Origin of the sequence: Spiroplasma tabanidicola (assembly GCF_009730595.1) — a bacterium.
GTDB lineage: Bacteria > Bacillota_I > Bacilli_A > Mycoplasmatales > Mycoplasmataceae > Spiroplasma_A > Spiroplasma_A tabanidicola.
In genome coordinates, this window is sequence record NZ_CP046276.1 from 122,095 (window position 1) to 135,958 (window position 13,864).

A 13,864-nucleotide genomic window follows, 5' to 3' on the forward strand; every position below is an offset into this window, starting at 1 on the left:
ATTTAAAATTATCTTATAGAAAAAGGAGAGAAATATAGTGAAAAAATTATTAAGTTTATTAGGAGCAGTTGGATTAGTTGCTTCTTCATCAAGTGTTGCTGTTGCATGTAACAAAGGTAACAAAACAGATACTACCAAAACTGACTTATCAGCAATGTCTAAAAAAGACTTGGGAGAATTGCATTTAGCAATTACTAACCCAGCAGTTGATTTGCTTAACTCAGTGCCATCAATTTCAGACATAGTTAACGCAGTAAACGCAGTTAACTCAAATTATGGCTTAAATGATGCTGATGTTGAGTTTGACGGAACTCCAACAGCAACAAAAGCTAAGATAAAAGCTACTTCTACAACTAAAAGTTTTACTGGAAGTGTAGAGTTAACATATACTGCATTAAGAGAATTAAATTTAAATTTAGTTGAAAAATTAGTAAATGGAGAAGGAATAGGAGCTTTACTTCCAACATTTTATGTGGGTGGAATAACTGTGGATGATAATACAAATTCCCAAAAAGTTCAAGAAGCAGTTAGTGCTTATACAAAAGGGTTTTTAGCAACCGCAAAAGCTCTTGCAGAGCAAAATAAGCTAACTTTTAATATTGATGAAAGTAAATTAATTGGTGCATTAGATATAAAAATGTTTAGCGATGATGCTGGTAAAACTGCTTGACAAAGTGGAGATGTTAAAAGTATAACTATTTCTGTAAAATCAGGAAAAGAAAAAGACGTTACAAGTTACTTTTTAAGTGGTAGTGCAACAGTAAAAATTGTAAAACGAGTTGATATAAATACTGTTATTACTGGTGATGAAAACAATAAAAAATTAGAAATCAGCGTTAAAGATGATAAAGAAATTTTATCAAAAATTTTAGAAGCATTATCTACAAAATATACTTCTTATAAAGACACTCCAAAAGTTTGAGGTTTATCTGGATCTTATGGAACAGATGCAAGTCCATTTAAATACGATAGTAATAGTCAAACTGATGGAAAAGTAACTTTACCAGGAACACCAATTGGATGATTTAATGCTCTTTTCACAAGTACTGTAGTTTTAAGCGTTAAAGTAAATAAAATTCAAACTTCTTAAACTATTATTTTAAATACCTATAATGTTAAAATATTATCTAGTTATTTTTTTATTATAATAATTAATATAGATCTATTTCTATTTAGAAAAGGAAAGAATAACGGAACCTAAGTAGACCATTTATTGTAAAATAAATGGTTTTTTATATATTTCAATTATATTTTATATATTGTAAATTATTATAATCTTTTGAAAAGTTTTCAAATAGATTATAAAAGCACTCTTTATTTGCAAATCTATTACCATATGTTGCAAAAAACTTTTGTTTTATTCATCCATTTAAACTTTCGGTAGTGCATTGTGCTTAAATCCCTTTTTTGACATAAATGTATAATATTTTTATTTTTATTAACATAAGTAAAAAATACTTTCATTTGAAAAAGCTAATCCTCTATCTGATTGAATAATTTTTTTTAATTTGTTTTGTATTGCATAATTGTTAATTTTTTGAATTACATATAAAGCAATTACAGAGTTCTCGCTTTGATCAAACTTATAATTAACTATTGTTCTTGTTAATCAATCATAAGAAATTAAACAGCTTAGCTTTGTTATACTTTTTGAGTTATTCAAAAAAATTTTAAAGTTAGTACCATCAATGCCTACAACATTAGGCGTTTTATAATTCATTTCGATTAAATCATTTCTAACATAACTATTGTGTTTCTTAGATTCTTTAAAATAACCAGTTTTATTGACTCTATTTGCTTTTTTTAAAATATTTGATACATCTTTTCTTATTTTTCTAACTAATTTTTCAAATACTCTAATACTTTTATTTATAAAAATTCATTTTCTAATTAAATCAGACCCTGATGCTAGCATGTTATTTGCATCGTTATAGTCTTTTATTATTTCAACAACTCTATCATAAATAGGACTCCTAAAACTAGGTAGATCTTTAAGATCTAAACCTTGATTATACAAATTTATTGGATTTTCTAAATTGTTTTTTTAAATCTTTTGAATGTATTTTTATGTACTTTAAAATATTTAACTAAATAATTTGTACCAATTCCATATTTTGCAATAAATGTATAAATTTGACAGCATGCGAAATGTTTATAGGACTTTGTCGCCATTATCATTATCTAGTCCTTCTTGCCATCCTTAACATGTTCAACATTGTGGTTATTGTGCAAGAAGGAATGGACTTTTCCAAAATTTCTTTGCTCGCTATTGCTAGTAGTTTTTCTATTGCTCAAACTTTAATTTATTTTCTAAGCTTTTTATTTTTTCTTTTAATACTTTATTTTTTAGTTCTTTAGAAATGAACTCTTTTTTTAATTTTTGACTCACTTTATCAATCTCATTGCATAATTTGCTTCTATTATAAGAATAACAAAGTTTATCATTTTTATCTCAAATTCTTATTAGCTGACCCCCAGATATGATATTTAATTCATAAGCTATTTTATCCACTGATTCACCATTTCTAAATCTGTTTAATGCTATTTTTTTAATTTATTCTGTATACTTTTTAGGCATTTTTTCCTTTCTAATATAAAAGACCAGTTTTTTAACTGGTCTAATTAGGTTTTTTTCTGAATATATTCTGAAGAAATTAATTACTTTATTAGAAGCAATGGGTTTGGTTGCTTCAACAAGTGTTATGTCATTAAATACTGTCTCATGTAAAGCTGGTAAATTAAGTTTTATTGATGAAAAAACTAAATCTGATTTAATTAAATATTTAGATGAAGAAAATATATTGCTGATAATAAATGTGAAATAACATTAGAATATTTAAAAGCGTCTATCTTATCAAGATGCTGATTGGATATATTACTACTAGTGCTTGTGAAGGAGCTCCAATAAATAATTATAGTTTATTGGAAAAAATAAAAGCACTGTTTTAACTTTCTAAAGATTTAGAGTTACATAATGCTAATAAAAATGGTTATAATTTTGCATAAAAGGTATTCAGGGAGATAAAAATTTACAATATATTTAATCTAAGTTATACATAAAAATAATATAGCTTCAAATTCTTATGAAACGAATTATAAAACAGTTAACAAGTTAGATGTTTTTATATAATAAATTTTTTAAAAATTATTTATTTTTTTATAATATTTTTTATTAGAAAATTTCGTATTGATTTTGTCTATATAGAAAAAGAAAAAAATATGAATAAATTATTAAGTTTATTTGGAGCATTAGGGATGGTTGCTTCAATGGGATTTGCAGCATCTCAAGTAGTATCATATGGAGTTGGAACTTTAACTTATGTTGAAGGAAAAAAACAAGAAGATTTAGTTTCTGCTTTAACAAAAGCAGAAATAATTGCAGATAACAAATTAGTTAAAGATTGAGAAGATACAAAAAAATCTGAAGGTGAATTATTAGGAGTTAAAATAACATATGGAGCAATGGATGGAACTTTAATTTCAAATGTTGAACTTACATATGAACTTGCTATGTTGTTTAATGAGTTAAAAGATTTAAAAGCAAGTACTGACGAAGCAAAAAACATCTACAGGTTATGCATTTTCATTAAAAGGTGTTAAAGGAGAAAGTATTTTCACTTTATATTTACTTAAACAATTTTCTAAAGCAAAAAGTAGTTCAGTTTCACAAACTAATTCTTCAATGAATAGTTTAAAAATTACATTAGAAGCAGTAGTAGCTTAGTTTTATTAAAAATACTACTTTTAAAGTAGTATTTTTTTATTTTTAATCATGCTTTATTGCTTTATCTTTACTATAACGCGATTTAATAATATCTAAAATATTATTGAACTCATTTGTTATATTAGCAATTGATTTTTTATAGTTGTATCTTGTTCCAAATTCTCTAAATAATTCGCAGTTTAGAATTTCTTGTTCATTAATAATATTTTCATCAATAGTTATTTTTTGATTTACAATAGGAATATTTATCTTACAAATTTTTATTTTTTTAATAAAGTTATCAATTTTTCCACCCTTTATTGGTCCTTCATTATAACCAACATAGTTATTGCCAAAAGCATCATAAGCAGCTTCTATACAAATAAGAATTAAAATAAAAGAAAGCAGTAAAACATTTAATAATGTAAGCAACAAAAACAATATATTAATAGGTAAAAGTTGTCATTTAGTTTTATATTTTGCAACACTCAATTTTACAACAACTACTTTATCTATAAATCTTAATTTAATATATGTATCATGTTTTTCTCTATTTATTTTTATAGATTCAATATCTTCAAATTTCTTTTTTGCTAATTTTAAATAGTAATTACAATAATCTAGTTTATTTATGAAATTTTTAAGTTCACGATGATCTCTTATTTCTGTCCCATAACATAAATTTTTTATTTTACAAACAATTATTAATATTGATACATTAATAAGAAAAAAATAAAGAAATATTAAACAAATATTTGTTATAGATTTATCTTTTAAAACTCCAAGACTTATTATTTGATTTATAAGTTTAGGGATAAAAAAAGAGACTGATAAAGTGGCAATTAGAACAAGAAAAGCAATAATTATTCAAAATTTGTTTTGAATTTTTGAGTTAAATTTTTCTTGATACTTTTTAAAAAAAGCCTCATTTTCTATATCACTAGCATCCAAATTAGTAATTTCTTTTTCTTTCATTATTTTATTCTCATTCTTTCTTATTATGAATTTAGCATAATTTTTCTTTATAAGTATTTAAAAGTAAAATTAAATAAAAAAAAACACAAATGCCTATTGAAATGTACAAACAATTAATATAGAATTTGTATGCGTATGTTTTACTTTAATGGAGGCCTTAATGAGTTACAAAAATAAACAAGTAAATGCATTGGTTACTCGTCGTGATTATACAAAAGTTTCAGGAGATTTGCCATTACCAAATTTGATTGAATTGCAAACAGAAACTTTTAATTGATTTTTAAAAGAAGGAATTAAAGAAGTTTTTGAAGAGGTATTTCCAATTCTGTCAGCAGATGGAGATATCGTTTTAAACTTGATGGACTGAGAGTTTAGAGAACCTAGATTATCAGTAAGACAAGCAAAAGAAGAATCAAAAATCTTTGAAGCTCCTATTTATGCTAATTTAAACTTAACTATAAGACAAGAAGCAACAGAAATTTTGATTGAAGATAAAATTGTAGGAGATAAAAAAACATTCTTAAAAGGTTGATTACAAGAAAAAATTGAATCAACTGGAGTTGATTTTAAAAACTCAAAAGACAATTTATTCTTTTATGAATTTAAATCAAAATCAGGAGATAAAGATTCAATCCAAATTGAAATAGTATCAGAAGAAGACGACAAGTACATTGCAAATATAGATATATATAAAACTGGAGAAGTATTTTTTGGGGAATTCCCATTAATGACAGATAGAGGGACTTTCATTATTAATGGTAGTGAAAAAGTTGTTGTATCTCAATTAGTAAGATCACCAGGAAGTTATTTTAAAAAAGAAATGAACCGTAAAAATGGGGAAATGATATACTATGCAGATATCATCCCATCTAGAGGTACATGATTAGAATTTGAACTAGATGCTAAAAAATTGCTAGACAATAAAGTATCTAATATTTTCTATGTAAAAATTGATAAATCAAGAAAAACAACATCAACTAGTTTATTAACAGCATTTAAAATGGAAAGCCAAGAAATCATTGAGTTATTTGATAACGATCCAATTATAACTTCAAGTTATGAACAAGATGGATTATCTGGTGATTTACAAATTGATTTTGAAAACCAAGTTCAAGAAATTTATAAAAAAATAAGACAAGGTGAAACTGCAACTACTGAAGGTGCAAGTAAACACTTATATGGATTATTATTTGATAAAAAAAGATATGACTTAACAAAAGCTGGAAGATTTAAATTAAAACAAAAATTAGCTGTTAAAAACAGGTTAATTGGTAGAGTATTAGCAGAAGATATAATTGATATTAATGGTAAAGTTGCATTCAAAAAAGATACTGAAATTACTAAATCAATGTACAATGATTTAGAAAAAGTATTAGATGAAGGTGCAATGACTCAAAAATTAAATTTTAGTGATGCAATTATTTCAGGAAATGAAATTCAAAAAGTAAAAGTATATAAAAATAATGACACAAGAGATGAAACAACAATGATAATCGGAGTTACTAACAAAAGCAGTGACGAGTTTATTAATGTACCAGATATTATTGCAACAATCTCATACGCTATTAACTTAATGGATGATATCGGAGAAGTTGATGATATTGACCACTTAGGAAACAGAAGGGTAAGAACTGTTGGAGAATTATTACAAAACCAATTTAGAATTGGTATGGTTCGTATCGAAAAAAATGTTAGAGAAAAACTAGCAACTTCAAATCCATTTAAAATGAAACCATCAAGTATAATTAATAACAAGCCATTAACTGCGATAATCGGCGAGTTCTTTAACTTATCACAATTATCTCAATTTATGGATCAAACAAATCCATTAGCAGAATTAACAAATAAACGTCGTTTAACCGCTTTAGGTCCAGGGGGATTAAGTAGAGATAGAGCTGCACTTGAGGTGCGTGACGTCCATACTTCTCACTATGGAAGAATTTGTCCAATTGAAACTCCTGAGGGACCAAACATCGGACTGATAAATAACCTTTCTACTTATGCAAAAATTAATCCTTATGGTTTTATTGAAACTCCATATCGTAAAGTTTTAAATGGAAAAGTTTTAAAAGATGAACACGTTTATTTAACTGCAGATAAAGAAAAAGATTTTATTGTTGCTCAAGCAAATATTCAAACAGATAAAGATGGAAAAATTCTTGATGAAAGTGTAATTGCACGTTATCGTGGAGATGATATAATGGCAGACCCAATGGATGTTGATTTTGTTGACGTTTCTCCAAAACAAATTGTTTCAATTGCTACTTCATGTATTCCGTTTTTAGAAAATGATGATGCTAACCGTGCACTTATGGGTGCGAACATGCAACGTCAAGCAGTACCATTGATCAATCCAGAGTCTCCAATTGTTGGAACTGGTGTTGAATATGAAGCTGCTCGTGACTCAGGAGATGCTGTTGTTGCTACTGAAGATGGAATTGTTAAATATGTTGACTCAAAAACTATTACTATTGAAGGTAAAAACGGAGTTAAATCATATACTTTAAATGATTTTTCAAGATCAAATAATGGAACTGCTATTACTCATTTACCAATTGTAAAAGTTGGAGATAAAGTTAAAGCAAACGAAATCTTAGCTGATGGACCTTCAATGGAAAAAGGAGAATTAGCTTTAGGACAAAATGTTGTTGTTGCTTTTACAACTTGAAATGGTTATAACTTTGAGGATGCTGTTATTGTTTCTGAAAGAATTGTAATTGAAGATAGATTTACTTCAATTCATATTGATGAATATACTTTGGAAAGAAGACAAACAAAACAAGGACCAGAAGAAATTACTAGAGACATTCCAAACATAAGTGAATCTCATAAAAAACATTTAGATTCAGATGGAATTGTTGCAATTGGAACTGAAGTAAAAGTTGGAGATATTCTTGTTGGTAAAGTTACTCCAAAATCTCAAACTCAATTATCGCCAGAAGACAAATTGTTACATGCTATTTTTGGAGAAAAATCAAGAAATGTTAAAGATAATTCATTAAGAGTGCCAAATGGTGGAGAAGGAATTATTAAATCCATTAAACGTTTTAGTAAAGCTGAAGGTCATGATTTACCTGCAGATATTTTAGAAATTATTAAAATCTATGTTGTTCAAAAACGTAAAATTCAAGAAGGTGACAAAATGGCTGGACGTCACGGAAACAAAGGTGTTATTTCAAAAATCTTACCAGTTGAAGATATGCCGCATATGGAAGATGGAACTCCAGTTGACATTATGTTAAACCCACAAGGGATTCCTTCACGTATGAATATTGGACAAGTATTAGAAATCCACTTAGGTATGGCTGCTAAAAAATTAAATATAAAAGTTGCAACTCCAGTTTTTGAAGGTGTAAAAGAAGATGACTTAAAAGCAATCATGGATGAAGCTGGAATGACAAATTATGGAAAGGTTAAATTAATAGACGGAAGAACAGGAGAAGCATTTGATAAACCAATTTCAGTTGGAGTTATGTATATGCTAAAACTTTCTCACATGGTGGATGACAAATTACATACAAGAAATATTGGACCTTACTCATTGATTACACAACAACCACTTGGAGGAAAAGCTCAAAATGGTGGTCAAAGATTTGGGGAAATGGAAGTTTGAGCGCTTGAAGCTTATGGTGCAGCTTATACATTGAGAGAAATTTTAACAATAAAATCTGATGATATTAAAGGACGTATTAAAACTTATGAAGCTATTGTTAGATCTAAACCTATTCCAAAACCAGGAATTCCTGAATCATTTAATGTTCTTACAAAAGAAATTATGGGATTAGGATTTGACATGCATATGATAGATGAAGATGGAAACAAAGTTCCAATTAATGCTTATGAAGAAGATGAAATTGACTTTGCAAACATTGATATAAATACATCATTTGATTCTAGCGACGTTGAAGTAGGTTATAAAGAAACTGATGAACATGATGATGTTGATTATAAGGAAGATGAAGATTATTATGGATCAGAAGATGGACTTGAATAAAAAAAGAAGGGAGTTTTAATATGGCAGGAAATAAACGTATGATCAAAATTGAACTAACTTCTCCTGAAGTTATTAAAAAATGATCTCGTGGTGAAGTAACAAAACCAGAAACTATAAACTACAAAACTTTAAAAACAGAAAAAGAGGGACTATTTGATGAAAGAATCTTTGGTCCTACTAAAAACTATGAATGTAGTTGTGGGAAATATAAAAAAGTAAAAAACAAAGGTAAAGTTTGTGAACGTTGTTTAGTAGAAATTACTGAAACAATTGTGCGTCGTGAAAGAATGGGGCACATTGAGCTTGAAGAACCAGTAACTCATATTTGAATGTTAAAAGTTGCACCTTCAAGAATAGCTTCGATTTTAGATTTAAAAACTAAGGAAGTTGAAGAAGTGGTTTACTTTGTAAGTCACATTGTTTTAGACCCAGGAACTTCAAAACATTTAAAAAGAGGACAAGTTCTTGATTTAGGAAATGCGAAAGCAAGTTTAAAAACTAGACAACAATTAGTTAAAACTTTAGAAGATATTAGAACAGAATTAACTCCTGATACGTTTCCTTGAAAAAGAGCAGAATCATTATTAGAACAATTAAAATCAACTTCAACTCCATTCTCAATGGATGAAGCAGCAACATTTATTTCAAGACATATTGGTGCAAAATTCGGAATTGGTGCAAGTGCTATTGAAGAATTATTAAAAGGAATTGATTTAGATTCAGAAATTGAAAAAATTAAAGAAGATCTAAAAGAACGTAAAGGTTCATCAGAACAAAACAAAATGATGAAACGTTTAGAGATTTTAGACTCATTAAAAAAATCAAATTCACGTCCAGAGTGAATGGTATTACATGTAATACCAGTCATACCTCCAGACATTAGACCAATTATTCAATTGGATGGGGGAAGATTTACAACCTCTGAAATTAATGATTTATATAGAAGAATTATAATTAGAAATGAACGTCTAAAAAAAGTTAAAGCTATGGGAGCGCCAAGTATCATTGTTAACAACGAAAAACGTATGTTACAAGAAGCTGTTGATGCTTTATTAGATAATGAACGTAAGCCAAGACCAGTTACAGGAAAAGATAAACGTGCTTTAAAATCTTTAACTTCAATTTTAAAAGGAAAACAAGGAAGATTTCGTCAAAACCTTTTAGGAAAACGTGTTGACTATTCAGGTCGTTCAGTTATTGCGATTGGACCAGATCTAAAAATGTATCAAGCAGGAATTCCTAGAGATATGGCAATTACTTTATTCAAACCTTTTGTAATTAGAAGATTACAAGAAAAAGACTATGCAGAAAATGTTAAAGTTGCTGAAAAAATGATTTTAGCAAATGATTCAAAAGTTTGAGATGTTTTAGAAGAAGTTATTAAAGATAGACCGGTTCTTTTAAACCGTGCTCCAACTCTTCACCGTTTAGGAATTCAAGCATTTGAACCAAAACTTGTTAAGGGAAAAGCTATTCGTTTACACCCACTTGTTACTACAGCTTTCAATGCTGACTTTGATGGAGACCAAATGGCTGTCCACTTACCAATTAGTGATGAAGCGGTTGCGGAAGCAAGAGCGTTGATGTTAGGAAGTAAAGCAATTTTAGGACCAAAAGATGGTAAACCAATTGTTACTCCTACTCAGGATATGATTTTAGGAAACTATTATATTTCAACAGAAGAAAAATCATCTGCTGATGTTGAAATTAAAGGTGAAGGAACTGTCTTTTCAAGCTATGAAGAAGTTAAAATTGCTTATGAAACAGAATCAGTTTCATTAAGTGCAATTATTGCTATTCCAGTTAGTGCATTAAGCGATAAACCTTTTGATAAAGAAGATCAAGATAAATACTTAATTACTAATGTTGGTAAAATCTTTTTTAACCAAATGTTTGATGAAAAATTTGCTTGAGTAGTAAATAGTAATATTTGAGATGCTGAAAAAGAAATTAAAAAATTCTTAGTTCCAGAAGGAACAAATATAAGAGAATATATTCAAAATGACTATGAAATCCAACAACCAATCAAGAAAAAAGAATTATCTTTGATTATCGAAAAATACTTTAAAACTTATGGAGCGCAAAAAACTGCAAGAATGCTAGATAATATGAAAGATTTAGGATTCCACTTTAGTTCAAAATCAGGAACTACAATTAGTGCAGCTGATGTTGTTGCTTTTGAAGAAAAACATGATGAATTCAAAATTGCAGATGAAAAAGTACATCAAATTACAGAGTTCTATAATATGGGAATGCTTACAAAAGCTGAAAAAAAACGTCGTGTAATTAGTATTTGATCAAGTGTAAAAGACAGTATTCAATCAAGATTAGAATCAGTTCTAAAAAGAGATCCAAAAAACCCAGTATTTGTTATGGCCGACTCTGGAGCTCGTGGTAACGTATCAAACTTTACTCAACTTGTAGGTATGAGAGGACTTATGAATGACCCTAAAGGGGACATTAAAGAAATCCCAATTAAGTCTTCATTTAGAGAAGGATTAACTGTGTCTGAATACTTTATTTCTACTCACGGAGCTAGAAAAGGTATGGCTGATGTTGCCTTAAAAACTGCTGACTCAGGTTATCTAACAAGGAGACTTGTAGATATTTCTCAAGAAATTATAGTTACTCAAGATGATTGTAATGGATCAAAAGGATTTAATGTTTATTCAATTATTGATACAAAACACAACAATATAATAGTACCTTTAAAAGATAGACTTGTAGGACGATACTCATTTGAAGATGTAACTTTTGAAGGAAAAGTTTTAGTTGAAGCCAATACATTATTTACAGGTGAACTTGCTGATAAAGTTATTAATGCAGGAATTACTGATGTTCAAATTAGAACTGTATTAAATTGCGAAGCTGCTCGTGGAGTGTGTAGAAAATGTTATGGGGTTAACTTAGCAACTGGAAATGAAGTTGCTTTAGGAGAACCAGTTGGAGTTGTAGCTGCACAATCAATTGGAGAACCAGGAACTCAGTTAACTATGCGTACATTCCATACCGGAGGGGTTGCTGGTGGAGCAGACATAACTCAAGGACTTCCTCGTATAAAAGAATTACTTGACGTTACAACACCAAAAGGATCAATTGCTTTAATCTCTCAAATTGATGGAGTTGTAAAAGAAGTAATTGAAGAAGATCAGATTCTTACAATTGTTGTTGAATCAGATAACGATGAAAGAAAATACAAATCTCAATATGGAGCAATTTCTAGGGTTAATGTTGGAGACAAAGTAAGACGTGGTAAAAAACTTACTGAAGGTGCTATCAATATTAAAGAATTACTAGAGGTTGCAAAAATTGAAGATGTACAAAACTACATTTTAAAAGAAGTCCAAAAAGTTTATCGTTTACAAGGGATTGAAATTTCAGATAAATATATTGAAATCATTGTTAAACAAATGTTAAACAAAGTAAAGATTATTGATTCGGGTGATTCATCATTATTACCTGGAGAAATAATTTCTGAAAAAACTTTCAAAGATGAAGTTTTAAAATCAATTCAAGTTGGAAAAAAACCACCACTTGCAAAATTTGTAATCTTTGGTATTAAAAAGGCACCACTAGAATCAGATTCATGATTATCAAGTGCTTCATTCCAAGATACAGCAAGAGTTCTTGTTAAGGCTGTTATAAAAGGAAAAGTAGATAAATTAGAAGGATTAAAAGAAAACATTATGTTAGGAAACTTAATCCCTGCTGGAACTGGATTAACAGGATCTGAAGATATTATCAGAAAAGGTAAAGAAACTTTAGAATCAGAATATTAAAAAAATAAGTGTGGAATTTTAAACACTTATTTTTTATATTAAAATAGTTTTTACTCTTATAAGTGTATAATTAAAAAAAAAGGAGTTATATGATGAAAAATCAAAAAGCAATCAAAGGAATGCTAATTAGTATTTTAGTATTATCTGCAATATCTTTTTTAGCACATATATTTAGTGGATATTTAGTAGATTTAACAGAAGTTTTAGATAAAAATGGTTGAGAATATCATAGCAAAGCTTTATATGCAACAATTAGTTTTGATACTGTCTCTATTATTATCTTATTTGCAACTATTGTAATTGGTTCAGTATATTTCAAAAATAATAAAGAAAACTTATTTTGAGGATTTATTATAACAGCAGTTATTGGCTCATCATTTTCAAGCTTTTTTTCTTATTACGTTAATAGATCAGTAAACGTTGTTAAAATAATATTCTTAATATCTATATTTATTATTTCAACATTATCTGTGATTTTCAAATTAAATCAGTTTGCAAAAAATACAAATATAGAAGCAAAAATAGAATTATTGAAGTATTATTACAGAATTAGTGCATCTTTAATTATATTTTGCGCATTACTAGGAATTAGTGCAATTTCAATTAATGGATATAATGAATATAGAAATAATGGTTTTGTTAGAAATGCTGTATACTATGAAGGGGTATTTGTTTTATTATCTCTTATATTTGCAATTGTTCATTTATCAAGCAAACAAACTTGATCAATAGTAACTGCATGAATTTTAACAGGATTCTATACATTAGAAAATGTTATTATATTTGCCTCATTTATTGTAGTTACAGTATTAGTTATTTACTCATTAGTGCAAAGAAGCAAATATATCAAATTGCAAAAACAAACCGATGATGTTAATAAAATTATAAATTTATAAAATAAACTCAACTGAGTTTATTTTTTTATTTGATTTTATGTCAAAATGTTATATTCTTATTGAGAGGCAATTTAAAAAATGAAAATATATATAGGAAATGATCACACAGCAGTTGAGATGAAAAATAGTATAGTAAATTATTTGTTAGAAAATGGTTATGAAGTTGAAAACCTTGGAGTTGATACTAGCGACCCAAGTGATTATCCAGATTTAGGACATAATGTTGCAAATAAAGTCGCAAATGATAAATACTCAAAAGGGATCATTATTTGCGGAACAGGAATTGGGATTTCAATTGCTGCAAATAAAGTAAAAGGTATAAGAGCAGCCTTGTGTTATGAGATAGAAACAACAAAAATGGCAAGAAAACACAATGATGCAAATATCCTTGCTCTTGGTGCAAGAATCATCGCAAATCAAAAAGCAATATTATTAGTAGAAGAATTTTTAAAAACAGATTTTGAAGGTGGAAGACACCAAAATAGAATTAATAAAATTGACACAATTTAAGGAGAAA

The 13,864-nt window shown here is 28.0% G+C and carries 11 protein-coding genes; 7 read left to right on the forward strand and 4 right to left on the reverse strand.

Annotated features, from left to right (window positions below; all coding sequences use genetic code 4):
• The first annotated feature begins 37 nt into the window (after nt 1-37).
• Nucleotides 38-1,090: a lipoprotein gene (locus STABA_RS00630; RefSeq protein WP_156005497.1), complete on the forward strand. Its 1,053-nt coding sequence runs from the start codon at nt 38-40 to the stop codon at nt 1,088-1,090.
• A gap of 348 nt (nt 1,091-1,438) precedes the next feature.
• Here STABA_RS00630 and STABA_RS00635 read toward each other — a convergent pair whose 3' ends face one another.
• From STABA_RS00635 to STABA_RS00645, 3 genes are all read right to left on the reverse strand, one after another.
• On the reverse strand, nt 1,439-2,017 hold the full coding sequence (locus tag STABA_RS00635) for a hypothetical protein (RefSeq protein ID WP_156005499.1): 579 nt from the start codon (nt 2,015-2,017) through the stop codon (nt 1,439-1,441).
• Nucleotides 2,018-2,031: 14 nt separating this feature from the next.
• The gene (locus STABA_RS00640) at nt 2,032-2,178 is read right to left on the reverse strand and encodes a hypothetical protein (protein WP_156005501.1); all 147 of its coding nucleotides are present in this window, start codon (nt 2,176-2,178) and stop codon (nt 2,032-2,034) included.
• Between the two features lie 106 nt (nt 2,179-2,284).
• Nucleotides 2,285-2,512: a hypothetical protein gene (locus STABA_RS00645; RefSeq protein WP_156005503.1), complete on the reverse strand. Its 228-nt coding sequence runs from the start codon at nt 2,510-2,512 to the stop codon at nt 2,285-2,287.
• A 163-nt stretch (nt 2,513-2,675) separates the two neighbouring features.
• Here STABA_RS00645 and STABA_RS00650 point away from each other — a divergent pair, with 163 nt between their 5' ends.
• Together STABA_RS00650 and STABA_RS00655 are read left to right on the forward strand one after the other, a co-directional pair.
• On the forward strand, nt 2,676-2,825 hold the full coding sequence (locus STABA_RS00650) for a hypothetical protein (RefSeq protein WP_156005505.1): 150 nt from the start codon (nt 2,676-2,678) through the stop codon (nt 2,823-2,825).
• 394 nt (nt 2,826-3,219) lie between these two features.
• A complete protein-coding gene (locus STABA_RS00655) occupies nt 3,220-3,600 on the forward strand; it encodes a hypothetical protein (RefSeq protein ID WP_156005507.1) in 381 nt (126 codons plus the stop codon).
• A 166-nt stretch (nt 3,601-3,766) separates the two neighbouring features.
• Here STABA_RS00655 and STABA_RS00660 read toward each other — a convergent pair whose 3' ends face one another.
• A complete protein-coding gene (locus STABA_RS00660; protein ID WP_156005509.1) occupies nt 3,767-4,678 on the reverse strand; it encodes a hypothetical protein in 912 nt (303 codons plus the stop codon).
• Between the two features lie 160 nt (nt 4,679-4,838).
• Here STABA_RS00660 and rpoB point away from each other — a divergent pair, with 160 nt between their 5' ends.
• From rpoB to rpiB, 4 genes are all read left to right on the forward strand, one after another.
• Nucleotides 4,839-8,672 (forward strand): DNA-directed RNA polymerase subunit beta, encoded by a 3,834-nt coding sequence (gene rpoB / locus STABA_RS00665; protein ID WP_156005511.1) that lies wholly within the window; start codon nt 4,839-4,841, stop codon nt 8,670-8,672.
• 20 nt (nt 8,673-8,692) lie between these two features.
• Entirely contained in the window at nt 8,693-12,451 is a 3,759-nt protein-coding gene (gene rpoC / locus STABA_RS00670; RefSeq protein WP_156005513.1) for a DNA-directed RNA polymerase subunit beta', read from the forward strand.
• A gap of 92 nt (nt 12,452-12,543) precedes the next feature.
• Nucleotides 12,544-13,347, forward strand: a complete 804-nt coding sequence (locus tag STABA_RS00675) for a hypothetical protein (protein ID WP_156005515.1) — start codon at nt 12,544-12,546, stop codon at nt 13,345-13,347.
• Nucleotides 13,348-13,425: 78 nt separating this feature from the next.
• Complete coding sequence (gene rpiB, locus STABA_RS00680; protein ID WP_156005517.1) at nt 13,426-13,857, forward strand: ribose 5-phosphate isomerase B; 432 nt, start codon at nt 13,426-13,428, stop codon at nt 13,855-13,857.
• The last annotated feature ends 7 nt before the right edge of the window (nt 13,858-13,864 follow it).